This is a genomic window from Arthrobacter sp. OAP107 (genome assembly GCF_040546765.1).
In the GTDB taxonomy this organism is placed as follows: Bacteria; Actinomycetota; Actinomycetes; order Actinomycetales; family Micrococcaceae; genus Arthrobacter.
On sequence record NZ_JBEPOK010000002.1, the window covers coordinates 155,308 to 178,759 of the forward strand.

General features: G+C 64.6%; 24 protein-coding genes and 1 pseudogene. 21 read left to right on the plus strand and 4 right to left on the minus strand.

Going from position 1 to position 23,452, the window contains the following annotated elements; genetic code table 11:
- Window positions 1-73 precede the first annotated feature (73 nt).
- The 17 genes and pseudogenes from pyk to ABIE00_RS25535 all read left to right on the plus strand — a co-directional run bounded on the left by pyk (window position 74) and on the right by ABIE00_RS25535 (window position 17,563).
- Complete coding sequence (gene pyk / locus ABIE00_RS25455) at window positions 74-1,570, plus strand: pyruvate kinase (protein ID WP_354263712.1); 1,497 nt, start codon at window positions 74-76, stop codon at window positions 1,568-1,570.
- 386 nt (window positions 1,571-1,956) lie between these two features.
- Window positions 1,957-2,553: a recombinase family protein gene (locus ABIE00_RS25460; RefSeq protein WP_354263713.1), complete on the plus strand. Its 597-nt coding sequence runs from the start codon at window positions 1,957-1,959 to the stop codon at window positions 2,551-2,553.
- Between the two features lie 374 nt (window positions 2,554-2,927).
- Window positions 2,928-3,836: a DNA-processing protein DprA gene (gene dprA / locus ABIE00_RS25465; RefSeq protein WP_354263715.1), complete on the plus strand. Its 909-nt coding sequence runs from the start codon at window positions 2,928-2,930 to the stop codon at window positions 3,834-3,836.
- Between the two features lie 569 nt (window positions 3,837-4,405).
- Entirely contained in the window at window positions 4,406-5,431 is a 1,026-nt protein-coding gene (locus ABIE00_RS25470; RefSeq protein WP_354263716.1) for a DUF4192 domain-containing protein, read from the plus strand.
- 183 nt (window positions 5,432-5,614) lie between these two features.
- On the plus strand, window positions 5,615-5,767 hold the full coding sequence (locus tag ABIE00_RS25475) for a hypothetical protein (RefSeq protein WP_174182301.1): 153 nt from the start codon (window positions 5,615-5,617) through the stop codon (window positions 5,765-5,767).
- Between the two features lie 1,111 nt (window positions 5,768-6,878).
- Window positions 6,879-8,126 carry a ParB/RepB/Spo0J family partition protein gene (locus ABIE00_RS25480; RefSeq protein ID WP_354263717.1) on the plus strand — a complete coding sequence of 416 codons (1,248 nt, stop codon included), beginning with the start codon at window positions 6,879-6,881 and terminating at the stop codon, window positions 8,124-8,126.
- 304 nt (window positions 8,127-8,430) lie between these two features.
- The gene (locus tag ABIE00_RS25485) at window positions 8,431-9,066 is read left to right on the plus strand and encodes a tyrosine-type recombinase/integrase (protein ID WP_354263718.1); all 636 of its coding nucleotides are present in this window, start codon (window positions 8,431-8,433) and stop codon (window positions 9,064-9,066) included.
- A 157-nt stretch (window positions 9,067-9,223) separates the two neighbouring features.
- Window positions 9,224-11,464, plus strand: coding sequence for a tyrosine-type recombinase/integrase (locus tag ABIE00_RS25490; protein WP_354263719.1), 2,241 nt, complete (start codon window positions 9,224-9,226; stop codon window positions 11,462-11,464).
- A 97-nt stretch (window positions 11,465-11,561) separates the two neighbouring features.
- A complete protein-coding gene (locus ABIE00_RS25495) occupies window positions 11,562-12,284 on the plus strand; it encodes an alanyl-tRNA editing protein (protein WP_354263720.1) in 723 nt (240 codons plus the stop codon).
- Window positions 12,284-12,859, plus strand: a complete 576-nt coding sequence (locus ABIE00_RS25500; RefSeq protein ID WP_354263721.1) for a helix-turn-helix domain-containing protein — start codon at window positions 12,284-12,286, stop codon at window positions 12,857-12,859. The genes ABIE00_RS25495 and ABIE00_RS25500 overlap by 1 nt, the downstream gene beginning before the upstream one ends.
- A gap of 19 nt (window positions 12,860-12,878) precedes the next feature.
- On the plus strand, window positions 12,879-13,976 hold the full coding sequence (locus ABIE00_RS25505) for a threonine aldolase family protein (protein WP_354263722.1): 1,098 nt from the start codon (window positions 12,879-12,881) through the stop codon (window positions 13,974-13,976).
- A gap of 63 nt (window positions 13,977-14,039) precedes the next feature.
- Window positions 14,040-14,447 (plus strand): annotated as a pseudogene (locus tag ABIE00_RS25510) (ParB/RepB/Spo0J family partition protein); the annotation flags it as partial.
- Window positions 14,448-15,380: 933 nt separating this feature from the next.
- Entirely contained in the window at window positions 15,381-15,656 is a 276-nt protein-coding gene (locus ABIE00_RS25515; RefSeq protein WP_354263723.1) for a glutaredoxin family protein, read from the plus strand.
- 54 nt (window positions 15,657-15,710) lie between these two features.
- The gene (gene ssb / locus ABIE00_RS25520; protein WP_354263724.1) at window positions 15,711-16,253 is read left to right on the plus strand and encodes a single-stranded DNA-binding protein; all 543 of its coding nucleotides are present in this window, start codon (window positions 15,711-15,713) and stop codon (window positions 16,251-16,253) included.
- Window positions 16,254-16,420: 167 nt separating this feature from the next.
- Window positions 16,421-17,014, plus strand: coding sequence for a DNA-binding protein (locus ABIE00_RS25525; RefSeq protein WP_354263761.1), 594 nt, complete (start codon window positions 16,421-16,423; stop codon window positions 17,012-17,014).
- Complete coding sequence (locus ABIE00_RS25530; RefSeq protein ID WP_354263726.1) at window positions 17,007-17,279, plus strand: ParB family protein; 273 nt, start codon at window positions 17,007-17,009, stop codon at window positions 17,277-17,279. Before ABIE00_RS25525 ends, ABIE00_RS25530 begins: the two co-directional genes overlap by 8 nt.
- Window positions 17,280-17,281: 2 nt before the next feature.
- Complete coding sequence (locus tag ABIE00_RS25535; protein WP_354263728.1) at window positions 17,282-17,563, plus strand: helix-turn-helix domain-containing protein; 282 nt, start codon at window positions 17,282-17,284, stop codon at window positions 17,561-17,563.
- Between the two features lie 150 nt (window positions 17,564-17,713).
- Here the strand turns inward: ABIE00_RS25535 and ABIE00_RS25540 are convergent, their stop codons facing one another.
- The 4 genes from ABIE00_RS25540 to ABIE00_RS25555 form a co-directional block, all read right to left on the minus strand.
- Window positions 17,714-18,508, minus strand: a complete 795-nt coding sequence (locus ABIE00_RS25540) for a nucleotidyl transferase AbiEii/AbiGii toxin family protein (RefSeq protein WP_354263731.1) — start codon at window positions 18,506-18,508, stop codon at window positions 17,714-17,716.
- 10 nt (window positions 18,509-18,518) lie between these two features.
- Window positions 18,519-18,845 carry a hypothetical protein gene (locus tag ABIE00_RS25545; protein WP_354263733.1) on the minus strand — a complete coding sequence of 109 codons (327 nt, stop codon included), beginning with the start codon at window positions 18,843-18,845 and terminating at the stop codon, window positions 18,519-18,521.
- A 142-nt stretch (window positions 18,846-18,987) separates the two neighbouring features.
- Entirely contained in the window at window positions 18,988-19,293 is a 306-nt protein-coding gene (locus ABIE00_RS25550) for a hypothetical protein (RefSeq protein WP_354263735.1), read from the minus strand.
- A 9-nt stretch (window positions 19,294-19,302) separates the two neighbouring features.
- Entirely contained in the window at window positions 19,303-19,542 is a 240-nt protein-coding gene (locus tag ABIE00_RS25555; protein WP_354263736.1) for a hypothetical protein, read from the minus strand.
- A gap of 417 nt (window positions 19,543-19,959) precedes the next feature.
- On the opposite strand from ABIE00_RS25555, the gene mobC reads away from it, so the two are divergent.
- The 4 genes from mobC to ABIE00_RS25575 all read left to right on the plus strand — a co-directional run bounded on the left by mobC (window position 19,960) and on the right by ABIE00_RS25575 (window position 23,259).
- Window positions 19,960-20,352, plus strand: coding sequence for a plasmid mobilization relaxosome protein MobC (gene mobC, locus ABIE00_RS25560; protein ID WP_354263737.1), 393 nt, complete (start codon window positions 19,960-19,962; stop codon window positions 20,350-20,352).
- The gene (locus ABIE00_RS25565; protein WP_354263739.1) at window positions 20,352-21,911 is read left to right on the plus strand and encodes a relaxase/mobilization nuclease domain-containing protein; all 1,560 of its coding nucleotides are present in this window, start codon (window positions 20,352-20,354) and stop codon (window positions 21,909-21,911) included. Before mobC ends, ABIE00_RS25565 begins: the two co-directional genes overlap by 1 nt.
- 18 nt (window positions 21,912-21,929) lie before the next feature.
- Window positions 21,930-22,718, plus strand: coding sequence for a hypothetical protein (locus ABIE00_RS25570; RefSeq protein ID WP_354263741.1), 789 nt, complete (start codon window positions 21,930-21,932; stop codon window positions 22,716-22,718).
- Between the two features lie 334 nt (window positions 22,719-23,052).
- Window positions 23,053-23,259 carry a hypothetical protein gene (locus ABIE00_RS25575; RefSeq protein ID WP_354263742.1) on the plus strand — a complete coding sequence of 69 codons (207 nt, stop codon included), beginning with the start codon at window positions 23,053-23,055 and terminating at the stop codon, window positions 23,257-23,259.
- The last annotated feature ends 193 nt before the right edge of the window (window positions 23,260-23,452 follow it).

Here is a 23,452-nt window from a genome sequence, read left to right on the forward strand (position 1 = left end):
AAGGGCATTCGAAGCACCACAGACCCAAATTCAGGCTCAACATCAAATCCGCAAGAGAACCAATGGTAGGTATATGAGACGCGCAAAAATTGTGGCTACGTTTGGCCCGGCAATTGCCAGCTACGAAAACACCCTGGCGGTGCTGGAAGCCGGCGTTGACGTCGCCCGCATGAACATGAGCCACGGCCACTACACCGTGCACGATAACACCTACGAAAACGTCCGCAAAGCAGCAGAAGAGTTGGGCAAGGCCGTGGCGATCATGGCCGACCTGCAGGGTCCCAAGATCCGCCTGGGCCGCTTCGTCGATGGCCCGCACGCGCTGGCCGTGGGTGACATCTTCACCATCACCACCGAGGATGTTCCCGGCACCAAGGACATTTGCTCCACCACGCTGAAGAGCCTCACCGAGGACGTCAAGGTGGGCGACGCCCTGCTGATCGACGACGGCAAGGTGGCACTGCGCGCCATCGAGGTCGACGACGTCAAGGTGGTCGCCGAGGTGACCGTCGGCGGAATGGTGTCCAACAACAAGGGCATCAACCTTCCGGGCGTGGCCGTCAACGTTCCCGCGCTGAGCGAAAAAGACGAGGACGACCTCCGCTGGGCCATGCGCCGCGGCGTTGACCTGGTGGCCCTCTCCTTCGTCCGCGACGCCTCCGACATCACCCGCGTGCACGAGATCATGGACGAGGAAGGCCGCCGCGTGCCGGTCATCGCCAAGATCGAAAAGCCGCAGGCCGTTGAACAGCTGCCCGAAATCATCGACGCGTTCGACGCCATCATGGTGGCCCGTGGCGACCTCGGTGTGGAGCTGCCACTGGAGGAAGTGCCGATCGTCCAGAAGCGCGCCATTGAACTGGCCCGCCGCTGGGCCAAGCCGGTCATCGTGGCCACCCAGGTCCTCGAATCCATGATCGACAACCCGCGCCCCACCCGTGCAGAGGCATCCGACTGCGCCAACGCCGTCCTGGACGGTGCTGACGCGGTCATGCTCTCCGGCGAGACCAGCGTGGGCAAGTACCCGATCGAAACTGTGAAGGTCATGGCCCGGATCATCGAGTCCACCGAGGTCCATGGCCTGGAGCGCGTCCCCCCGCTGGGAACCAAGCCAAAGACCCGCGGCGGCGCCATCACCCGTGCCGCCGTCGAAATCGCCGACCAGCTGGACGCCAAGTACATTTGTACCTTCACCCAGTCCGGTGACTCAGCCCGGCGCCTGTCCCGCCTGCGTCCCATCAAGCCGGTCTTCGCCTTCACCCCGGTGGAGCACGTGTGGAACCAGCTTGCACTGACGTGGGGCATCCAGCCGGTGCTGGTCCAGATGGTGGACCACACCGATGCCATGACCGCACAGGTTGACCGCAGCCTCATGGAGATGGGCCTGGTGCAGGACGGTGACCTGGTAGTCATCGCCGCCGGTTCGCCTCCCGGAAAGGCCGGCTCCACCAACTCGCTGAAGGTGCACAAGGTTGGCGACCTCGCCGACTCCACCCCCGGAGGAGTGAGTGGCAGCAACCGCGAAAAGCTCGGCCCCTGGTCGGAGACCACAAATCCTCGTTTGAACTGAAAGAAGAACTGTCTTACATCGCCGGGGAGGAATTCTTGTGCGCCGCCACTGCGCAACAGAGAGCTACCCCATAACTCCCGACTGAGGAAGCGGTGGATGAACGGAAATGGATCCCGATCGTGCATCTTCCCGGGTTCTGGGTGAGCTTGTGAAAGCTACATAAGAGATCGTCTCAAAACCCTTGACTTCTAAGACGTCTCACCAAGACCAGAGACAGTGTCTCGAAAAGTAACAGCTTTTCAAGACAGTGACGCGGGCCTCAGTAGAGACAAAGGCGGCCGCGCGAACGGGCGGAACAGCCTGCCACTCGACGTTTCATAAAGGCGTCTCGCAGTAAATCGTCTCGCCGCGGGTGCATCGGGGGCTTTTCGAGTCAAAATTGCCTCGTGAGGCTACTGGGTTACACCCGCGTCAGTACTTCCAGCCAGGACGCCCAGCTGCAGCTGGATGCACTGGTTGCCGCCGGTGTGCAAAAGCGTGACGTCTTCGCCGACGTCACCTCCGGCAGCAAGACGGCGATCGAACGGCCCGGCATGAAAAGACTCCTCGAGTACGCCGAGGAAGGCGACATCATTGTCGTGTGGCGGGTCGACCGGCTGGGCCGGTCGCTGATCGACGTGCTGAACACGGTGGCCCTGCTGCGCGGCCGCGGTGTCCAGGTCCGGTCTATCTCCGATGGCATCGACCCGGCAACCTCCACCGGCCGGTTGATGTTGAACATGCTCGCAACTCTTGCGGAGTATGAACGCGAGCTCATCGTCGAGCGCGTCAATGCCGGCATCGCGGCAGCACGCCAGAACGGCACACGCTTCGGCCGCCCGCTGTCTGACCCGGCCGTCATCGCGGACAAACTCGCAATCGCCCAAGACGCCCGCGCCAAGGGCCGTACCGCCGAGGACGCTGCTCGTCTCGTTGGCTGGAGCCGCGCAACGCTCTACCGCCACCAGCAAGCCCATGCTGCAGGCGAAAGCACCATGACTTAGCCCGGAAACTACGCGCGGCCTAACTTGGGTTTCCGGCTTCACTTAGCCAGCGCCCAGATCTACCGCACGGACCTCGCTTCGCTCGGGCTGTAGAAGCGCTTTTCTGTTTTTTGCTGCTGTCCTGCGGATCGTACGTGCCCGCTCCACCGGCTCAACCGTCCTGCGGACGGCTGCGCAGCCGATGCCTTGTGTCGGCGCTTCGCTTATTTCCTCCCACAATCCATCCGCTGCTTGCCCTTCGGGTTGCCCCGGCTCCGTCGGGCACAGCTACGCGATGCTTCGCCAGCAGGCAAAAAACGCCCGGGGAGAGGGGACGCTGGCCGGTCACCAAGGCCGCCCGCTCACCGGATCCTCAGCAAAGGACAAGAGAAACCATGAACGATCGCATCGCACGCGCCGCCCTGACCCGCCTCTTCGAACCCGGCGACCGTGTCGGTCTTGCCCTCGTGGGCAGGCTCGGCGCGTACGCCGCACTGCGGCTTGCCACCGGCGCCCAACCCGCCCACACCCTCCCGGACATCTCGGCCGAAGAACTGTCAGGTGCGTTGAAGCGCTGTGCGCCCCGCGTGCCTGACCTGGACCCGGAGAAGGACCTGGCCACCATCGAACGGCTGGGCGGAGGGTTCCTTATCCCGGGGGATGAACACTGGCCGGAAGGCCTGGACGACCTGCCCGACGCCCCATACGGGCTCTGGTACAGGGGCAACATCGACAACGGCATCCCAGCACCTTCGAAGTGTGTGGCCCTGACCGGGTCCCGGGACTCCACCAGCTACGGCGCCTCCGTGACAGGGGACATGGCATACGGGTTGGCGCAGCGTGGAATCTGCATCGTCTCGGGCCTTGCCTACGGCATCGATGCGAACGCGCACCGGGCCGCTTTGGCCGGAGGTCAGGGAGACGGACCTGCGACGCTTGCGGTGCTGGCCGGAGGCCTTGACCGGGACTACCCGTCCGGCAACGCTGACCTCGCGGCCGCGATCCGCGGCAACGGCCTGACGCTCTCAGAACTGCCGCCCGGTTCCGCCCCCACCCGGTACAGGTTCCTGCAGCGGAACCGCATCATTGCCGCCCTCGCCGGGGTGACCTGTCTCGTGGAAGCCCGCTGGCGCTCAGGGGCGCTGAACACGGCCCATCACGCGGAGACTATCGCCCGGCATGTCGCGGCAGTCCCCGGGAGCGTGCACAGCGCCAACTCGGCAGGATGCCACCGGCTCCTGAGAGAAGGGGCGGCGGTGCTGGTGGCCGATGCGGCCGAACTGGCCGAACTCCTCGCAGGCTAGTTCCTTTGAAGGTGGCCGTCCCCTTTAAGGGGGCGGTCACCGCGGGCGGTCCGCCGTCGTGGCCGGGTTGCGCCGTGGGTTGGCGCCGCCGGACCGCCGTTTCGCACACGTAGTGCCGGCGGCCCGGGGGCGCGCGGCCGGCGAAGTCTGGGACACCGGTTAGCAGATCCGGGGTGCTGAGGAAGGGTTCGCAGGGCTCACAGGAAAGGGCGTCCGCTGGCGCGGCCGGCTGTGGGGCCAGTGCCGGCTCCGCAGGGCTCCGCCGCCCCTGGCCCTGTCTTGTCTTCGACATTTTGGCTGCTGTCCTGACGGATTGTACGTGTCCGCTCCGGCCCGTCTAGCCCCTCCTTCGTCGGGGCCTGCGGTGCAGGAAATGTCCCTGCGGCGCTCCTTCGTCGCTGATTTCCTCCGGGAATTTCCCACCCCTTGCCCTGCGGGTAGACAGGCCTCCGTCGGCCACAGCTCCGCAAGCTTCGCCAGCAGCCAAAACAACGGTGGGGGAAGGGAAGCTGGCCGGTCACCAAAGCCGCCCCACCCACCATCATCCTCAGCAAAGGACTCTCAAAACCATGACTGATGCAATCCGCATTTCCAGCCCCGCCGACATCCTCGGTTTCATCCCGCACTCCCTCGGGTTCGTACCGCGTGAATCCTTCGTGTTCCTGACCATGCGGGGCAAGACGCTGGGCGCGACACTGCGCGTCGACGCCCCCGCGTCCGCGGAACCTGCCGGGTTCGCCGCCTCCATGACGGAGTACCTCGCACTGGACACGCAGGCCACGGCGGTGCTGCTGGCAATCTACACGGCCACCACCCCCGAGCCCGGGAAGGAGCGCCCCTTCCACGACCACGTCGAGGCCGTCATCGAGGCGCTGGACAGCGCAGGTACCCCGCTGCAGGACGCCTGGCTGGTCACACCGTCGCACTGGCAAAACCTGCTGTGTGACAGCGAAGCCGGGTGCTGCCCGCCCGAACCGCTCGAATCCATCACCGACGGACAACTGAATGCGGAACTGGTGTTCCGTGGCAGCAGCTACCAGAAGACGCCCGGCACCAGCTACGCACCGTTCGCAGGCCCGGCAGACAGGGAGGAGCAGATCCGTCACGCGCTCCCGGGAGTGCTCGGCGCAGAGCTGACTCCGGGCCGGGAACTGTGGGCCCAGACCCTGACCCGGGGCGGCTGGTTGGACCCGCAGACCGCGGTGGAGCTGCTGGCGTGCTTCCAGCGTCCGGACCTGCGCGACACATTGTTCTGCAACGTGATCGACCCGGAGGCCCCAGACGCCGAGGGAAGCGGGAATCTGCTCGTGGGGGAGGGGATCGCCCCGGACTGGGACCGCGTGGACCGGGCGCAGGAAACCGCCCGCGACCTCATCGACGCCGCACCCGAAGGGTACCGGGCGCCCCTGCTGACCCTGATCGGCTGGCTGGCGTACCTCAAAGGCCAATCATCAGTAGCCGGAGACCACTTCAAGCTCGCCCTGACTGACACGCCGGGCTACCGGCTCGCGGAACTCATGGACCAGCTGGTGAGCCGGGGAACCATCGCCCCCGTCGCAAAGAACCAGGCAACCGCCTACAAGCGGCACCGCTAAACGGGTGGGGCCGGGCCGGGGAAGGGTCCGGCCCCCTGGGGTGCGGGGGCGGCCTCCCCCGCGTGCGCTCCTCCGGCCGCCGATCACGCTGCCGCGGGCGCAGCCCCAGAAGCCCAGCAACGGACGGACGCCGGGCTACAGTGGAAAAGGAACACAAATCCACTAACAGCCCGGGGGCAGCACATGAGCCACGAGTACATCCTCACGGACGACGACGCCGCACCCGCCGATGCCACCCACGCCCAGGACGTTCTTGAGCTCTCGATGTTGACCATGCCGCAGCCAGGCGCCCCCATCGTTGATATCTCCTGGGAGAAATCCCCGCTGGACCTATAACTTCATGCAGCAATGACGCTGCAGCACTGGTTTTCCTTTTGCTGAGGGAAAAACTGAGGCCGGCCCCAAGGGGCCGGCCTCAGCCCCTTTAACCGCTAAAGGACCTCGCTCCGCTCGGGCTGCAGAAGCGCTTTTCTGTTTTGCTGCTGTCCTGACGGATTCCTTAGGCGCGTCGCCGACTTGCAGAAGCCATCCACCAGCAAACGGCGGCCACAGCACTGTTAAGCACCGCAATATAGATATCGCCGGCAGCAGGCCGACCAATGATCAGGTCCACGGCCACCAACACCACTGAGGTGCCCGCTGCAACACTGAACACCACCGCCACGATCTTCATGGACCTCCCGGTCGGCGGCCTCCGCCCGTGAATGGTGGCTTGTTTAGCTGTCATCAGTTCGCGTCTACTGCTAAAGCCGGTGTCCCGTGTTGGGCTACATACCAGATGCGCGGAGGGACAAAACCGCACGAGCCGCAAAAGTGACTCCCGCGAGAAGCAGGATGACTGCCGAAACGACGGAGTACCAAGCCCCGTTGGAACTCAGTGCGATGTATACGCCGATGAGAGAGAAAACAACTGCCCCCAGCGACCAAATGAGCGTTGCTCTTCTGGTGTTGTTCATGGCCCCAGCCTAAGGGACCAAAGATCAGAACGGGCGTCCGCTGGCGCGGCCGGCTGTGGGGCCAGTGCCGGCTCCGCAGGGCTCCGCCGCCCCTGACCCTGTCTTGTCTTCGACATTTTGGCTGCTGTCCTGACGGATTGTACGTGTCCGCTCCGGCCCGTCTAGCCCCTCCTTCGTCGGGGCCTGCGGGGAATGAAATGTCCCTGCGGCGCTCCTTCGTCGCTGATTTCCTCCGGGAATTTCCCACCCCTTGCCCTGCGGGTAGACAGGCCTCCGTCGGCCACAGCTCCGCAAGCTTCGCCAGCAGCCAAAACAACGGTGGGGGAAGGGAAGCTGGCCGGTCACCAAAGCCGCCCCAGGCGACAACAGGGTCCACGCCCGCACCCATTCCACCCGCTTGACAGACATAGAAGCGTCGGGAGGGACAGGGGAGCTGGCCGGTCACCACGCACCGCCCCACCCACCAATCCTCTGCAAAGGACACACGAACCATGAACGCAACCACCACAGCACCCGTACTGGAAATGCTCGACCCGGCAACGCTCACCGTCGATGTCAACGTCCGCAGGGACGCCGCCTTGACCGGCGACTTCGTGGACAGCATCAGGGAACACGGCGTGATGGAACCGGTCATCGCCCACCGTCGCGACGACGGCACCGTGCACGTTCTGATGGGCCAGCGCCGCACCCGCGCCGCTGTCGAAGCCGAACGCCCGCTGATCCCGGTGATGATCATCGGTTCCCCGGAAGAGGCAGAGCGGATCGTGACCCAGGTGGTGGAGAACATCCAGCGCGCCGAACTGACCGAAGCGGACGAGGCCGAGGCCTACCACCAGCTCTCCCTGATCGGCGTCTCCGCCGCCGCGATCGCGAAGAAAACCGGCCGGGCCAGGACCACCGTGGAATCCGCCCTGAAAGCCAAGTCCACCGACACCGGGAATGCCGCACTTGGCAAGGGCTACACCATCGACGAAGCCCTCATCCTCGCCGAATTCGAGAACGACCAGGACGCGACCGAAGAACTCGAATCGGTCATCCGGGACGAACCCGACATGCTCGCCCACGTCACCCAGCAGCTGCGCGACCGCCGCGACCGGGCCGCCGCCCTCGCCGCCCTGCGGGCAGAACTGGAAGCGGCCGGAACCACCGTCGTCGACACGGCAGGATATGACGGGGACAGCGAGAACGTCAGGGTGTCCTCACTGAACCGGCCCGACGGGGAACCGGCCACCGAGGAGGACGCCAACGCCGTAGCCATCACCACCGCCTACAACGGCAACCACTCCACCGTCCCCGTCATCGCCGGGTGGAAAGACCTCGGATACACCCTCCGCTACAGCGGCTACGCCACCCCCTCTCCGGCCAAGGGTCCGATGACCGAGGAACAGAAAGCGGAGCGGAAGACCCTGATCGAGAACAACAAGCTGATGCAGTCAGTCCTGTTAACTGAACTTCGTCGTAGAGTCTGGATCAGGGTTCTCCGGAGAGGTGGTTCTCGTGGACGAAGTGCGGCTCAAACTGCTCGAGGGACAGATCGGGCTGCTGGCGATAGGCGCGGTAGTCCCAAGAACGGAGGGCCTCTTGCCCTACGTCGTCAGCGACGACAAGGGGCAAGAGATCGAAGACTTCTCATTGTTCCTCCGAGATCTCGTTCTGAGCGATATGAGCCCTTTGACCGTCCGCTCTTACGGCAACGACCTGCTCAGATGGTGGCGCATTCTTGGTCTGCTCGGCAGTGAATGGGAGCAGGCGACTCGTGCGGAGGTCGAGGTTCTCGTGGGGTGGATGCGGTCCGCGGTGAATCCTCAGCGGCGGGGGACCGGTCACCCGGGCAGGAATCCGCGCACCGGTAAGCGTCCCTTGGCCGGGGGCTATGCACCGGCAACGATCAATCACGCCCTCTCGGTGATTTCGTCGTTTTACTCCTACCACGCACGCTTCGGTCGTGGACCGTTGATAAACCCGGTCCCTGAGGCTGCAGGGCGACGACGCCTAGTTCATCGAGGCCGCCCCGAAACAGCGCCACGGGCAAACCGGGCTCCTTTGCGGCAGAAGAAGTCCGAATGGCTGCCCCGTTCCATCCCTGATGACCTATTCGATGATTTGATGAAGGCTTTGCGGACCAACCGTGATCGTGCCCTGGTGAGTATGTATGTGTCCTCCGGGGCCCGCGCGAGTGAGCTGCTCGGCGTCCACGGCGATCAGATCGACTGGCCCGGGCAACGCGTATGGGTCGTATCGAAAGGATCCCGTGTCCTGGAACCGGTGCCTGTCTCACCGGAATCCCTGCAGTATCTGACTATGTACTTCCACGAGCACGGAAGTCCCCGACCAGATGAATTGATCTGGCGTGCACTCCATGGCAAACCGCGGCCGCTGACGTATCACGCTGCCCGCCGAATGCTGCAACGGGTGAACGCCGTGCTGGGCACGGACTGGTCGCTGCATGACTTCAGGCACACAACCATCAACCGCATGGTCTCAGACCCGAATCTGACCTTGCCTGAAATCATGGCCGTGAGCCGGCACCGACAAGTCTCTTCGATGGCTCCCTATCTACGGCCTCGGGTCGATGAGGTCTTCCAAAAAGTACAAGAGCACATGGCATCTCCACGGCCCCAACCAACGCTGACCCCGGGCTATGACCCCGACGATTTTTCTGTGGTGTTCGGTGGCTAAGGCTCTTAAACGACCACAACAGCGGCCAGTGAACGCAGCTGTTCCCGGCAGAACCCGGAACCAAACCGTCATCATCGCTGCTCCAGCGCCCAGACCGGAAACTCCGCCATGGCCTCGCGGTGATCTGGACACGGCAAGCCCTGAGAGTCTCATCGCGTTGACCGACACGATATGGCCCCGCAAGCAGCCGCGTGAATCACTGCGCCATCACGGGCTGAAATGGCTGCTGTTGTATCTCGTGAGGCATTCCGGACGGACCTGGCAGGAGAAATGGATCTCGTCGGGGTTCAATGACGGTCATCGCAAAATACGTGAGCTGACCACGGGAAACTTCCGTCTGGACGGTGAACTCGGGCATTCGCTGATGCTGCTGTGCTGTCTACGTGTCATTCGCCCTTCGTTGGAAGCCTTCAAGATCAACTCGTTCTACCGGTACCACGAGCATTTTGAGCAAGCACAAAACGATCCTGATCTCGACCGGTTCCTGGCCCTCGTGGAACAACAGGACACATCCAATCACTTCAAACGCTGCGCGCGGATGGATGTGGCATCAGCACTGACGACGCAGGGAATCCGGTTCGCTGATCTGAGCGCTGAGGCGTTGCTGCACTACGCCATAGCCACGCGCGAGGGCGGATGGGGCGGCGGTTATGAGACGCACGTCGGTTACCTTGCCTGGCGCGTGATGTCCGAATCCGGGCACTTTCCCACCCAGGTCCCGCCAACTCTCCGCGCGGCGATGCGACTACCGGCTCAGACGCCGGCTGAACTGGTCGACAAACACAACATCACCCACCCGGACATCCGCGACGTCTTCGTTGCCTACCTGACCCGGCGCAGCCACGACATCGACTACGCCACCTTGCGGGACCTGGCAGAAGACATTTGTGGGAAGTTCTGGAGCGGCCTTCAACAGATCAATCCCGGCCAGCCGAATTTCGTTATCTCGCAAGAGCACTACGAAAGCTGGCGGGCCGTGGTTGCCCTCCGCCGTGATGGGAAGCCACGCCTTCAGCTCGAAGCCGTCATGACGAACATCAGGGCCTTCTATCTTGACCTGCAGGGCTGGGCGGCCGAAGAGCCAGAACGCTGGGCCCGTTGGGTAGCGCCTTGCCCGATCGCTGGCAGAGAGACCCGGACGCTGGGCAAAGCGGCCCGCCGGGTAAAAGAACGCATGGATTCCAGAATCCGCCTCCTCCAGCCGGTGCTGCCGGCATTCATCGCCGCTGCCACAGAACGGAAAGACCACTTCCAAGAACTTCTGAAAGTGGCCGCCGACGCCCGCAAAGACGAGGTCATCACCGTCGGCGGGAAGCAGTATCAACGGCTCTACACCGAGGGCGACGCCAGCCATCGTCGGCGCCACGGCCAAGCCAACGTCCGCGTGCTGGATCTGTCCAGCCACCGCAAGATCAATGTGACCTTCACAGAGGATGCCGTGTTTTGGCAGTGGGCGGCCGTGGAGACCTTAAGGCATACCGGTCTTCGATGCGATGAACTGCTGGAACTGTCCCAGCTGAGCATCCGGCAATACATCAGACCCAATGGCGAAATCGTCGCTCTGCTGGTCGTCGCTCCCTCAAAAAATGATCGGGAACGAGTTATCCCTATGAGCCCCGACCTGTTCCACGTCATCGCCACGATCATCCGGCGCCTGACCAGGAACAGGGCGAGCGTTCCACTGGCGACTCGCTTCAACCCATCGGAAAGAGTGACCAGCGAGCCGCTGCCGTTCCTCTTCCAGCGCACCATCGGACAACGCACCGAAGTGATCAACGCCGGCTCGCTTCGTGATGAGCTCGCCAAACTCAGCGACGCCGTCGCCATCGATCATCCAGAGCTGGGCGGTTGCCGCTTCACACCGCACGACTTCCGCCGCCTTCTGGCCACAGACCTGGTCAATAGCGGCCTGCCCATCCCCATCGGCGCCGCACTCCTGGGACACCTCGATATCCAAACAACTCACGGCTACGTCACCGTCTTCCGCGAAGACGTCGTCCGGCACTACCAAAAACACCTCGCCGACCGCCGCGCCGCCCGCCCAGCACGAGAATACAAAGCCCCAACGGAGACCGAATGGGCCGAATTCGAAGAACACTTCGACAAACGCAAGGTCGAGCTCGGCAACTGCGCCCGACCGTACGCCACCCCATGCGAACACGAGCACGCCTGCATCCGCTGCCCCATGCTCCACGTGGACCCTGGCATGATCGCCCGGCTCGACGAAATCAGCACAGATCTCATAGCCCGCCGCGAGCTCGCCCAAACGAAGGGCTGGCTTGGGGAGCTCGAGGGCATCGCCCTCACGCTTCAATTCCTCAACGACAAACGCGCCGAGGCGCAAAGAAACGTCTCGGTCAGCCTGACCAACCTGGGGATGCCATCAATGCGCACATGATGACCCGCAGCGACGAGCCATTGATCTGTCAACTCTCATCGTTCGATAAAATGAACGTATGGTTCACCGGCAATGAATAGTTTGATATAGTGAACGTATGATTCATCAAAGCGAAGCTCCTGTGGTTGAAGCTCAAGTCAGTGCCTATCTCGAAGACACCTACCTCGAGCAGACCCAGACGCGGGTTCTTGCGGTCGGCCAGCAGGACGGGGTCGCGTGGGCGGCCGTTGAACAGTGCCTGTTCCACCCGCAAGGCGGGGGCCAGCCCGCGGACCGGGGCTGGCTGGAGGATATGGAGATTGTCCCCGTCAGGGATCGCGAGTCAGGGTTGATCGTCGCAATGGGAGCAGGCGGGACCAGCGTTTCGGGCTTTGCTGCCGGACAGCCGGTTCAGGCCCGGATCGACCTTCAGGCTCGGCTGGCGCATGCCGCGCTGCACACCGCCGGGCACCTTGTCGAAGCCGTGGGCCGGATGCAGGGCTGGGAAATGGTGAGCAACAACCACTTTCCTGGCCAGGCCCGGATTGAGTTCCAGCTGCCGGAAACGGAGGCACGGCTCGCGGATCCACAGGGACGGGAAGAGGTGACGGCCGCCCTGCAGGCTTCGGTGGACCGAGCCATCGCCGAGGATTTGCCCGTCTCTACCCGGTATGAGGGTGAGGGCCTGCGCATCGTCCACCTCCATGAACTGCACGCTGCACCCTGCGGAGGAACTCACGTGCGCAGCCTCGGCGATCTGACCAATGTGATTCTGCCGGCGCTCAAGGTCAAGAAGGGCCGCATCCGCGTCTCCTACATTGCAGCCCACAGGAGCCTTTGATGACGATCACCCCGTCCGGCCGCCAGCCGGTCAGCAGCACCGCGGCCGCGGTCGGCGCAAAGATCCGACTCCGCCGCCAGCAGCGCGGCATGAGCGCAGCTGAGCTCGCACGCCGGGGCGGACTGGGAAAGGCGACGCTGTCCCAGCTGGAAGCAGGCAAAGGCAACCCGACCATCGACACACTGGACGCCATTGCGATTGCGCTGAGCATCCCGATCGCTGACCTGCTGGCCAGCGAAGCCGACACGGGACCCGTCTACCGCCCGAGCACCGCTGCCGAGCCGGACGAAGTCTCCAGAGAGCTGCTGCGCCGCATCAGCAGCGGCAACAGCCTTGAACTCTGGCGCCTGCGCATGCCGCCCGGAACTGAGCTGGCCGGGGTGCCCCACGCCACCGGCACCATCGAACACCTGCTGGTCTCCAGCGGATACGTGACCGCCGGCCCGGTCCAAGCCCCACGGGATCTGGGTCCGGGAGACATGCTCGCCTTCGCCGGCGACGCCCCACACTTCTACCGCACCGACACCGGACCGGCCGACATCACCGTCGTCCTCGCCTCCCCGATCACCGTCTGACATCCAGGGAACCACTGCCATGAGCACCACCACCGTCACCCCTTCCGGCCTCGCTTTCATGAGCGACAACATGGCAGGGGCATCACCCGAAATCGTGCAAGCAGTCGCCGCGGCGGCTGCCGGGAACGCCGCGCCCTACGGCAATGACCCCTTCACCGACAGCGCACGCCACAAACTAAGCGAAATTTTCGAACGGGACGTCGCCATCTTCCCGGTCTCCACCGGGACAGCCGCGAACTGCCTGGCCCTGGCAGCCCTCACCCCGTCCTGGGGGAGCGTGCTATGCCACCCCGACAGCCACATCAACAACGACGAATGCGGCGCACCGGAATTCTTCACCAACGGCGCCAAGCTCGTCACCGTCCCCGGCAACGACAGCAAGATCGACCCCGGCGCCCTGCACGCCGCCGCACGCCGCAAAGCCGGTGACGTCCACAGCGTCCAGCCCTCCGTGCTGAGCATCAGCCAAGCCACCGAAAGCGGCAGCGTCTACTCCCTTGATGAGATCCGCCAGCTCGGCAGCATAGCCAAAGACGCAGGGCTGCGCGTTCACATGGACGGAGCACGCTTCGCCAACTCCCTCGTTCATCTTGAAACAACCCCGGCCGAGATGACCTGGAAGGCCGGCATCGACATCCTGTCCTTCGGCGCAACCAAGAACGGCGCCATGACCGCCGACGCCATCGTTACCTTCGACCCCGAACTGGCCACCGAGCTCGCCTTTCGTGCCAAGCGTGCGGGCCAGCTCGCCTCCAAAATGCGCTTCCACGCCGCCCAACTCGATGCCTACCTTACCGACGATCTCTGGCTGCGGAACGCACACCAGGCCAACGCGATGGCCACCCGGCTCGAGGACGGCCTCAGAGAAATAGCCGACACCGAGCTGCTGGGCAGCCCTCAGGCAAACATCCTGTTCTGCCGCCTGCCCCGACCAGTCACCAACGCCCTTCTGGCCGAGGGCTATACCTTCTACCACGACCGCTGGGAACCCGGCACCCTCCGGTTCGTCACCTCGTTCTCCCACACCCCCGACGACATCGACCACCTCCTCGACGCCGTACGCCGACAAATGTTCGCATCGCACGGCAGAACAAATGGGGCACCTCAAAGCGCGTAGCACGGCCTGGTGCGCAGCAGCACCCTCTCCCGTCATGCGCGGCCGCTTGCAAAGTGCAGAGAAGCCACGACAGTCCGCCGCGACTTCGTGAAGACCCTGCTGGCAAGGAAGCAGGCACCCAAGGGCTGGCAGTACTTCACCGTGCACGCCATCACCCACCACCCGGAAACGGCCAGCGGCTACGACGGCAAGGTCGCCGCCGACATGGTCGGCGCGAAGGTCGAAGAGAGCGACCGGTGGGGCTGGAACCCCCTGCGGGACCACGTCGGGAAGACCACGGCACGGCCCGAGGCCGCCCTGATCGCCCTCGTTTGCGCAGGATACGAGAAGACGATCGCCAAGGACTCATGGCGGTCCCCGAGCCAGATCCACCGCGACTACCTGACCCAGCTCCTCACGTGGGGCTACACCGCCAGCGAAGTCGAACAGATCATCCTCGACAGCGGCAAAGAAACCACCACCACGGAGTAGAGGGGAGCTAAGCGGGCCGGGCGGCGCACCCCATACCGCCCGGCCACCCCAGCACAGGACGAGCACCCAGGGCAGCACCCAAGGCAGGACGGGCACGTCACCTCCCAAAATCGTGGCGGTCCGCCACCGGTGCGAACCAAATGCAGCGATCACCAGCGGCGGACCGCCGGTCCCCGCACGACGCCCGGGACCCGCCCGGGTGCCGCGCCGCCACACACGCAAACGCCGAACTTCACTGACGGTCCGGGCTAGACTGGTCACAGATTTCTTTTGCAGAGGAACCCGAAGGGAGCCGGCCACGCGTCGGCTCCCTTCCGGGTTAAGCCCGGCCACTGCCCCCGGGAATGCTGTGTCCCCGCCCTTGGATCGGCCGGGGCTAGGTGAACGAAAAACAGGCCATGGACGACACATGAAGCGGCCGGCTCCGTCAGCAGCGACCCTCCCGTGGCACACGTGGTGACTTCCACTGCGGCTCTATTCCGAGGACCAGGTGCCGGGTGGCTATTCGCCGACTGCTGACGGACCCACCTCACGCGGTCGCTATGTCATTTTCAGGAGCTGACTGCACTGACTTTCCCGTGATTTCGGGGGTAGTGCAGACGACTTGTGAATCCTGGCTGCTCTCTACTCCTCTGCACTAACCTCGCTTCTGCTGGCTACTCCTCTGCACTGAGGTCACTTCTGCTTAGCACTCCGCCGGCCCATGGCTTAGTGCAGAGGACTTCTGACATTCAGTGCAGACGACTTCTGAAAATGACATATTCGCCGACAGCTGACGGACCCACCTCCCGTAAACTCCAGTTCTCTGGACCGAAAAACCTCTAGAAATAGCGGTAAAACAGCTAGTCATTCAGTTGAATGATTGCTAGAATAGAAGCAGCAGTACAGAACAGACGAACCTAACCAAAGTGATACGAAACCAAGGACTGAAAAATGACTGTCACCATCTACACCAAGCCCTCCGGATGCTTCGGATGCACCAAGACCAAGCAGAAATTCGTTGAGGCCGGCCTGCCCTTCCATGAAGTGGACGTCACCACGAACCAGGCCGCTTTCGAGTACATCACGGATGAACTCGGCTACTCCCAGGTCCCCGTCGTCGTCTACGACAAAGACGGCACCGAAAACCACTGGTCCGGACTCAACCCCGGCAAGATCGACCAGGTCATCGCCATCGAAGCAGCCCCCGGCCGCGTCCGCGAAGCCTAGACACCCCCTAATAGCACCGCCAATACGCAACCAGCAGAGAAGGATACGAAACCAATGTCAGGCGAAACCACCATCACCGTCATCGGCAACCTCACCAGCGACCCGGAACTCCGTCACTCCCCGGGCGGGGCGGCGGTCGCGAACTTCACCATCGCCTCCACGCCCAGGACCTTCGACCCGGCCTCCAAGGAGTGGAAGGACGGCGACACCCTGTTCCTGCGGGCCAGTATCTGGCGTGAGGCGGCCGAGAACGCCGCAGCGTCCCTGGCCAAGGGCTCCAGGGTGGTGGCCTCCGGAGTCCTGAAGCCCCGCACCTATGAGACGAAGGCAGGGGAGAAGCGCACCGTCCTGGAGCTCGAGGTCGAAGAGATCGGCCTGTCCCTGCGCTACACGGCCGCCACACCCGCTGCCCGGCCATCCAAGGCCGAACCAGCCCTGAAGGACGCGGGGCCGAACGGCGCCCACCCGGCCGACACCTTCACGATCAGCCCACGCCAGTACGCCGACGACGATGCCTGGTTCGGCCTTCGGGCCAACCCGGGCGGCGTTATCGCCCCTCCGGTCATCACCGAGACACCCGTGTACAAGAACGATTAGCCGGCGTTCTGGGCGGCCGGGAGACGCGTCGGCGCGACGCTCCCAAAACCCATGGCAGTGGCAAGGCGCGGCGGAAAAGCTTGAGAAGTGCGTAGTAGTAGGAGTAGTTTTACTACTACTCCTACTACTTTTTTGTTTTTGGAAGGGTTTCCGCCGTGGGCTTGAGTGTGAAAGACCGGGTTTTTGCTGCCGCTGAGCAGATCAGCGCCGAGCGGCGCCCGACGGTGTCCACGGTCCGCGCGGCCGCGGGGGTGAGCAACGCTGACGCGACCCGGTACCTGAAGGAATGGACCGAGGAGAAACAGGCTGCCGGGGGACAGGTCGCCGCGACGCCGGCAGCCCTGCTGGAACAGGCCGCCCGCTTGGCGGGGGCGTGCTGGGTCGAGGCCTCCGCGCTGGCCAACGAGCGGCATGCGGCCGCTGAAGCGGTCTGGGCGCAGGAGAAAAAGGACCTGAACCAGGAGGTCGCCGAGCTCGTTGCCGACCTGGACAAGGCGGTCGCCGAGAAGGACGCTGCGGTCACCGAGCTCACGGCAAGGATCACTGCCCTCGAACGCGAGGCCGCCGCCGCGGCTGAGCAGTTGAAACGCGCGCGGGCGGCAGAGCGCGAAGCGACCGGAACGGCGGCCGCGGCGGCGACCAGGGCGGCGGCGGCCGAGGCACGCGCCGCGGTCCTGCAGGAGGCACACGACGCGTTGCTGCAGCGCATCACTCCGGAGGCGCCGCCGGAGACCGGAACGGAAGGTCAGTCCGGTGCCTAGGAAGCCGGCGAGGATTGCCGCGTTCACGCCGTACTTCACGGAAGAGGAAGCCGAGCAGGTACGGGCCGCCTATCTGGTGGCGAAGGAACACGAAGGCGGCGTGGCCAGCGCATCGGACTTCATCGTCCGTGCCACCATGAGGGACGTCAAACGGATCCAGCGCAAATACAACGGCGGGAAAAAACTCGACCCGGTTCCCGCCGGGGCGCTGCGCCGCGGGCAGCGCACCAGGGACGAACTCCAGCACCGGAACGAGGACAGCTGAGAATGGCCGGACGGGCAGAGACGAACACCGCGGCGCCGTCGCCGAGCCGCTTCCCGAAGATGCTCACTTTGGTCCAGGTCCAGGAGATCCTGAACATTGGCATGCCCGCACTGCGGGCACTGGTGGCCTCGGGTGAGTTGCGTGCCGTGCAGCTCGGTGGAAAGCGCATGTGGAGGGTCAGCGAGGACGACCTCGCAGCGTACCTGGATCTCGCCTACGAGCAGACCAGAGCACGGATCGACTCGGGTCAGATCACCCCGGATGAGGATGCCGCGGACGGCTAAAAGAGAAACACTCACGGCAACGCCAGCGGCCGTCATTGGATGGCGGGGCGGGCGGTCCCCAGGGCATGCCTTTGCTGCCCGGAATCTGGTTGCGTCTGCACCGCGCGGACCGGCAGGTGCCGGGGGCTTTTCTGACCGGTTGCCGGGGTGTTAGCGGCTGTAACCCCGGGCGTTGTCCCGTGCCGGCGAGTATGGACGCGCGCCGGCCGCCATGCTGGTTGGGGCAGGGCGCACTGTCCCGAGGCCTGGTCGGTCGGCATCGATGACCGCCCGGGCCGCGGTGATGTCGATGTCTCCGGGGCCCGGTGGTGAGACCGTTTCGGCCCATTCGACCAGGCGCAGCTTGATCTGGTCGAGGGCGCGCGGATCCACGCCGTACTCGGCGACATCTTCGGGACGCACCCGCATGACCTGACGCAGGGCAAAGCCCAGTTCCGCGCGGTCAAAGGATGAGCCGAATCTGTAGGCCGTCAGCTCGAGGAGCTTGTCATCGGTGAAGCGTCCGTCGTTGCGGATCGAGTCGACATCGAGGAAGTCCCGGGGCAGTGACCTGCTCATCACGGCATCGATCTTGCTGGCTGCGGCATCGCGCTCATCCAGGACGGGCCCGACGTCGAACTGCGCCGGCTGGTAGGCCCGCCAGTCTACGGCGATATCGACCGGGACCACGGCCCCGGATGTGGTGGTGATTTCCAGGCGCGCGAACACGTCGCTTTGCTGGACGGTCCGGACGCTGCTGCCCTCGGTCCGGTACGCCGCTGTCAGATCCTGGAGGGCCTGTTCGAACCGGCCCTTGTCCAGGAGGTTGGTGAACAGGTCCAGGTCCCGGGTGGGGCGGCTGATTAGCCCGTGGAGTTCGCTGGCGCTTGCTCCTGCCAGCGCGAAGCCGTGACCCTTCAGCGCGTCCAGGCCGGTCCGGGCTACGTCTTCGCGGGCTTTCTCCATGGCCCCCAGCTTAGGCGGCGAGCTGCGGGAACTTCTCTTCCCAGAGTCGCCGGCACCGCGCCGGCAGCAGCAGTGCTGCCCAGGACTGCTCCAGCACCGTCCGGTTCAGGATCGTGCGGAGGTCATCGATGGTGCCGGCATTGAGCACGTAGGCGTAGTGGGCCAGAACTTCGGGCGAGTCCACTTGGAACGTGCTTTTCGGTCCCCAGTGGACTGACACCGGCAGTTCAACGATTCCGTGGTCCGGGCCCTGCAGCTCCTCCAGTGACTCAGGTACGGCGTAGGGAACGGTGTCGCGGACGAAGATCCGCTGGCCGCTTCCGTCGTCTTCTGTCATGAGCGTACGCCTCCTTCCCTTCGCATCTGACACTGCACATTAACTGTAGGTCCGCCCCCGGCGCTCTGGTGCCATCCCGCCGGTTTGCTTCTGATCCACCTGACCAGGATCCAGCCGGCCGGAGGAGCCACACGGGTGGGCTTTAGCTGGCCGCCGGCTCAAGTCCGGAAGCTTGTGGAGCGTCGGCTGATGCGGGTTTGGTGGTGCTCCTGCGCCGGCGGCCGGCCGCTGCCGGTTCGAGTCCCAGCTTCTTGAGTTCGTCAGCACTCCAGCCGTCCCTGGTCGCGCGGATGTAGGCGCGCTTGTCGTCTTTTTCCGCCTCGGCGAGCTGTGCTTTGAGGTCGGTGATGCGTTGGCGGGTGGTGACGAGATCTGTGACGGAGTTGATGCGCGAGTCGAGAAGTGCGCGGGCCTGGTTGCGTGTCTGTTCAATGTCGAGGTTAGCCATGGTTCAACCCTAACTTTCGGTGGTGGCATTTTCCGGGCGGCCGGGCCCGGTGTCGCCTGTGGCGGCGCCGGTCAGTAGCGCGTTCGCGGGGTCGCGGATCCAGTCGTGCAGGTACTCCGCGCTGTAGCTGATGCTGCGGGGAGTGAACTGGAAGAACTCGGGCCCGATGCCCTGTTGACGCCAGCGGCGCAACCGGTCGGCCGGGATGCCGTATTGCTGTTCCACGATGCGCGGTGAGATGAGAGCCATGACTGTACCTTTCGCTTGCCCATGCCCGTTCCTTTCGGCACGCTTGCCGAAACTTGACCGGTGAGGGAATTGGCCAGCCGGAGCTGCCGGACCGTGGAATACCGGAGCGGAGCGAGGATATGCCGCGAAAGCCGGCGGCACAGGCTTGCCAAGGAAGGACCGGGCAGTAGCCTCAACAGCCGAAACGGAACGACGCAGTCGTTTGAACAAGAAGGGCGCGCAGCGACCCCCAGGGCAGTACACCACCGGGCACCACCGGGCAGAAACCGCCTCAGGGAACAAAACGGAGCAAGCTAGGTGGTTATGTGCCATAACCCGCGTGTCGATCCACGGCCTGCGGTCTCGGATGCGGCACACTCGTGAGTGTGGCCCGGAGATTCCGGGGCGCTGCGCTGGGCATTGGGGGAGGGGGCCGGGATGACTGAAGAGCGGAAGTCGCCACGCCGGTTCTCACGCCGCCGCCGCGCGAACATTGACGGTGACACCCAGTACGTGCGGGTGTCGATGTCGGAATTCGAACGTGCGCAGCTGAAGGTCCTGGAGGAACGGACCGGGCGCAGCCCGTCGGAGATTCTGGTCAGCGCTGCCCTGTACGCGGAGAACTTCGAATCGCTGGCCGAACGGCGTGCGATGGCAGTTGAGTTCATCGCGGCCCGCCGCTACCTTGCCGCCTTGTCGAACAACGTTAACCAGCTTGCCCGGCACGCGAACGCCACGGACGAATTCCCGGAAGCAGCCCGCACGGCCTTGACACGGGTGCGGGCGGTCGCGGACCGGATCAATACGATGCTGGATTCGATGGTGCGCTGATGATTCCCAACATCACCAAGGGCACCCGCATGCACGGGCTCATCGCGTACCTTGCCGGTCCCGGCCGCGCCAACGAACACACCGACCCGCACCTGGTTGCGGGCTCACCATCGATCATGGCCTGGCACAACGACGACGAACTGAACGCGGACGCTGCCCAGGCCATTGCCAAAGAACTGGACCGGGCCAGAAGCGTCCTGGGCACCGAGATTCCGGGTGGCCACGTCTGGCACTGCTCGCTGTCCCTGCGGGCCGAAGAAGGCGACCTGACAGACCAGAAGTGGGCTGACATCGCGCAGGACTTCATGGACGAGATGGGATTCACCGAAGCCACCGGACGCGCGCCGGCGCAGTGGGTAGCGATCCGTCACGGACACAGCAAAGCCGGGAACGACCACATCCACATTGCCGCGTCCATGGTCCGCGAAGACGGCACGAAGTGGAGCAGCTGGCGGGACTTCCCCCGGGCACAACAAGCTGCCCGCGGGCTCGAGAAAAAGTACGGATTGGAAGAGCTTTCACCCACGCATTCCACCCGCGGCCTGCGGCCCGGTGAACGCGAAGCATCCGCACGGCGCGGAGCACCGGAACCGGAACGCCGGTCCCTTGAACGCAAGGTCCGTGCCTGTGCCACCTCGGCCCAGGATGAGGCCGAATTCATTCGACGACTCCGCCGGACCGGTGCCCTTGTCAGGCCGCGGTACGCGTCCGGACGCGATGACGTCGTGGTCGGCTACAGCGTGGCCGAACGGCCGATGAAAGGCGGCCGGCCGGTCTGGTTCGGCGGCGGTCACCTCGCCAAAGACCTCGCCCTGCCCAAGCTCCGTGGCGAATGGCACGACACCCCGCAAGCAGCGTCCGACGCCGTCGCCGAATGGCAGGCAGCTGCACGCGGCCGCCGCCCCGTAATGATCGGCCGCGAAGCCCACGAACCCGACCCACAACTGTGGCAGCAGTACAGCGACGAAGTTGCCCGGCTCCGCGAAACGCTGCGCTCTGTCCCGCTGGACGATCACGCGACCTGGGCGCACGTTGCACGCGAGACATCCGGTGCCTTTGCAGCCTGGTCCACGGCAACCGAGGCAACGCCCGGCCCACTCGCGGCAGCGGCAGATGAACTGTCCAAGACTGCGCAACTGCGGCGCTACCCGGTCCGGCCCATCCGCAGCGTAGGACCGTCCGCCCGGGGAGCCTCCCTCATGCTCATGGCAGCTTCTATGGGCGGCACCGGAACCGCTGCCCAGGCGATCATGCTGCGCCAGCTCCTCAACGTGTCCAAGGCCGTCCACGACATGCACAAGGCATCAAATGACCTGCGCAGAGCACGACAGATCAGCCACATGGTCAAGCACCAACTGAGCCAGGTCGCTGCAGCACTGCCCAGCGTCACTACGCCCACGTCCACGACGGATGCCGAAGCGGCCGCAGCCGTCCGAGCCAGTACGGCCGGCCAGGTTCCGGGCCGGTCCGCTGGCTCCGTGCTGCCGCCGAAATACGTGCAGGCACGCACCCACGCGGCCACCCGAAGCGGAACGACCAGACCGGATATTGAGAGATAACACCAACGAGGGGGAACCATGAACGAATCTGACGGCATCGAAGAAGCAATCGAGGGGATCTCGCGCGTCGGGCTGACCGTCGCAGGCCGGCTCGGTGAGCAGATGGCCAGGGCACGCGAGCAGGAACGGCGCCGCGCCCAAGCGGCCGAGGAACAACAGGCCCGTGAGCTGCAGGCCCGGTTCGACGCGGATCGGGCAGCAGCCCGCGCCCAGCTCGCGCCGGTCATGGACAACCGGTGGTGGGATACCGCCAGCGGCCGCGACGTCGAAAGAGCCCATGAGGCGGCCACCGCATGGAAAGACCACGACCCTGCGGCGCGCGACGCGGCCGACGTCATCCGCGACCAGGTGCAGCGCCGTTACGGTTTGGACGTGGACAACCTCGGTGCCGATGATGCGTCGGTGGCCCAGGCCCTGGCGAAGGCTGAATGGGACCGCGAACAGGCGGAACAGGAACGCCGTGCCGGCCGGGACGAGAACGCCCAGGCTGTGCAGCTGCTGGCCGAGGCCGACCGGGAAGACCGGGACCGCCAGCAGGACGCAGACGAGGAGAACCAGCGCCCCGAGGAACTGGCAGAAGAGGCTGGCCTCAAGCACGACTCGGCCGAGCGCCGGCAGACCCTGGCTGCCAGTCTGGAGAGCGTCGCCGACCGCGAGGCCGTACAGGCACGACTCAGCGCCGATCAGGACCAGGCGACCCCGCCCACCGCCGCGGTCACCAAGGCGCCAGGACGGAGCCCGAAAGCCCGCAAAACACGCGGAGCCAACAGCCAGACCAAGCTCCTACAAAAAGGCATGAGCCGGTAGGTCTCGAGCATTAGCGGACTCCGCTCAGTCTCTGGAAAACAGCGATGCGAACGAAACCCGGATTCGCGGCCGTCTCGCCGCCGCCCGCAGCGGAGGAACCCACCCCAGCGCTGCACTCACCAAGGGCAAAGGCGCAACCAAGGCAAGAAAAAGCCATCCAGGAGCAGCCGTGAGCGGCGCGGAGCCAAGCAAGAATGGGTTCAGCCGCTATAACAGCTAAAGCGGCTGCCTGGAAGATGACTTCACCGCGGCCGCCACATGGCACGGGATATGGCGACGTCAAGGAGCCGCTGTACCGGGCGAATGAATACCTCCAAGTGAAGGGTCAGGAACGTTGAACATTGAGAGAGCCACCGCTGAGGACCTTCACCGCCTGCTACTGGATGTCCAGGACCAACTCAACGAACTGGTGGCAGATGACCGGCTGACGCTGGCAAAGGATGCAGAACAGCACGGGACCGCACGCAACGCCGTGAACGTCGTGCTGGAGCATCTGGACGCAGCACGCCAGGTGCTGTCCGTGCTGGAAACCAGCGAATAAAAGCAGGCCAGGGCAAGTACCGGAGTGCCGTGCAGCACGGGCCAGCAAGGCATGAAATCTGGGCCGCTACATGCGGCGCAACCGCTGCAGACAGTCAATGCTCTGCCCCGGTTCCGGTCAGTTGACCCTAGTCTGCGTTCAAGTTGGGTAGGTGCTGGTGAAGGCCCGGAATCGCGAAATCGAGCCTGGCGTG

Coding starts and splice junctions, on each gene's coding strand:
- ABIE00_RS25550 (WP_354263735.1), bottom strand. CDS start 19,293: ATGGCTAACCTCGACATTGAACAGACACGCAACCAGGCCCGCGCACTT.
- ABIE00_RS25470 (WP_354263716.1), top strand. CDS start 4,406: ATGACTGATGCAATCCGCATTTCCAGCCCCGCCGACATCCTCGGTTTC.
- mobC (WP_354263737.1), top strand. CDS start 19,960: ATGACTGAAGAGCGGAAGTCGCCACGCCGGTTCTCACGCCGCCGCCGC.
- ABIE00_RS25480 (WP_354263717.1), top strand. CDS start 6,879: ATGAACGCAACCACCACAGCACCCGTACTGGAAATGCTCGACCCGGCA.
- ssb (WP_354263724.1), top strand. CDS start 15,711: ATGTCAGGCGAAACCACCATCACCGTCATCGGCAACCTCACCAGCGAC.
- ABIE00_RS25515 (WP_354263723.1), top strand. CDS start 15,381: ATGACTGTCACCATCTACACCAAGCCCTCCGGATGCTTCGGATGCACC.
- ABIE00_RS25555 (WP_354263736.1), bottom strand. CDS start 19,542: ATGGCTCTCATCTCACCGCGCATCGTGGAACAGCAATACGGCATCCCG.
- ABIE00_RS25570 (WP_354263741.1), top strand. CDS start 21,930: ATGAACGAATCTGACGGCATCGAAGAAGCAATCGAGGGGATCTCGCGC.
- pyk (WP_354263712.1), top strand. CDS start 74: ATGAGACGCGCAAAAATTGTGGCTACGTTTGGCCCGGCAATTGCCAGC.
- dprA (WP_354263715.1), top strand. CDS start 2,928: ATGAACGATCGCATCGCACGCGCCGCCCTGACCCGCCTCTTCGAACCC.
- ABIE00_RS25535 (WP_354263728.1), top strand. CDS start 17,282: ATGGCCGGACGGGCAGAGACGAACACCGCGGCGCCGTCGCCGAGCCGC.
- ABIE00_RS25565 (WP_354263739.1), top strand. CDS start 20,352: ATGATTCCCAACATCACCAAGGGCACCCGCATGCACGGGCTCATCGCG.
- ABIE00_RS25540 (WP_354263731.1), bottom strand. CDS start 18,508: ATGGAGAAAGCCCGCGAAGACGTAGCCCGGACCGGCCTGGACGCGCTG.
- ABIE00_RS25505 (WP_354263722.1), top strand. CDS start 12,879: ATGAGCACCACCACCGTCACCCCTTCCGGCCTCGCTTTCATGAGCGAC.
- ABIE00_RS25475 (WP_174182301.1), top strand. CDS start 5,615: ATGAGCCACGAGTACATCCTCACGGACGACGACGCCGCACCCGCCGAT.
- ABIE00_RS25500 (WP_354263721.1), top strand. CDS start 12,284: ATGACGATCACCCCGTCCGGCCGCCAGCCGGTCAGCAGCACCGCGGCC.
- ABIE00_RS25495 (WP_354263720.1), top strand. CDS start 11,562: ATGATTCATCAAAGCGAAGCTCCTGTGGTTGAAGCTCAAGTCAGTGCC.
- ABIE00_RS25545 (WP_354263733.1), bottom strand. CDS start 18,845: ATGACAGAAGACGACGGAAGCGGCCAGCGGATCTTCGTCCGCGACACC.